Genomic DNA, 463 nt, shown 5'->3' on the forward strand with positions numbered 1-463 from the left:
TTAATATGCTTTTACCGCTGCATCCGCTGAATCCACAGCCGCGAAATATCAAAACAATTGTCGATACACTAAGGGATGGGGGTATCATAGTTTATCCGACCGATACCATCTACGGCCTGGGCTGTGATATTTTTCATCCGGAGGCCATAGAAAGGATCTGCCGCATAAAACAGGTGAATCCCCTTAAAGCGCAGCTATCGTTTGTGTGCTGTGATCTCAGTGACATGAGTCAATACACCAGAAGTCTGTCTACACCCTTGTACCGTATGATCAAAAGCTATCTGCCGGGTCCTTATACATTTATTCTGCCTGCAAGCAAAGAGGTGCCGAAACTGCTAAAGAGCAAGAAAAATACGGTAGGTCTGAGAATCCCTGATAACCTCGTTGCGTTATCGATCGTGAAGGAACTGGGACACCCGATATTGAGTGCCTCACTTCCCGGTGAAATGGTAGAAGAATACAC

The 463-nt window shown here is 46.0% G+C and carries 1 protein-coding gene; it reads left to right on the forward strand.

The window, feature by feature from the left end; genetic code table 11:
* Positions 1–463: L-threonylcarbamoyladenylate synthase (locus L6758_RS10920; RefSeq protein ID WP_237218654.1), on the forward strand; the 463-nt coding region annotated here is incomplete at both ends.

Source organism: Rothia nasimurium (assembly GCF_928382285.1).
Taxonomy (GTDB): Bacteria; Actinomycetota; Actinomycetes; order Actinomycetales; family Micrococcaceae; genus Rothia; species Rothia nasimurium_E.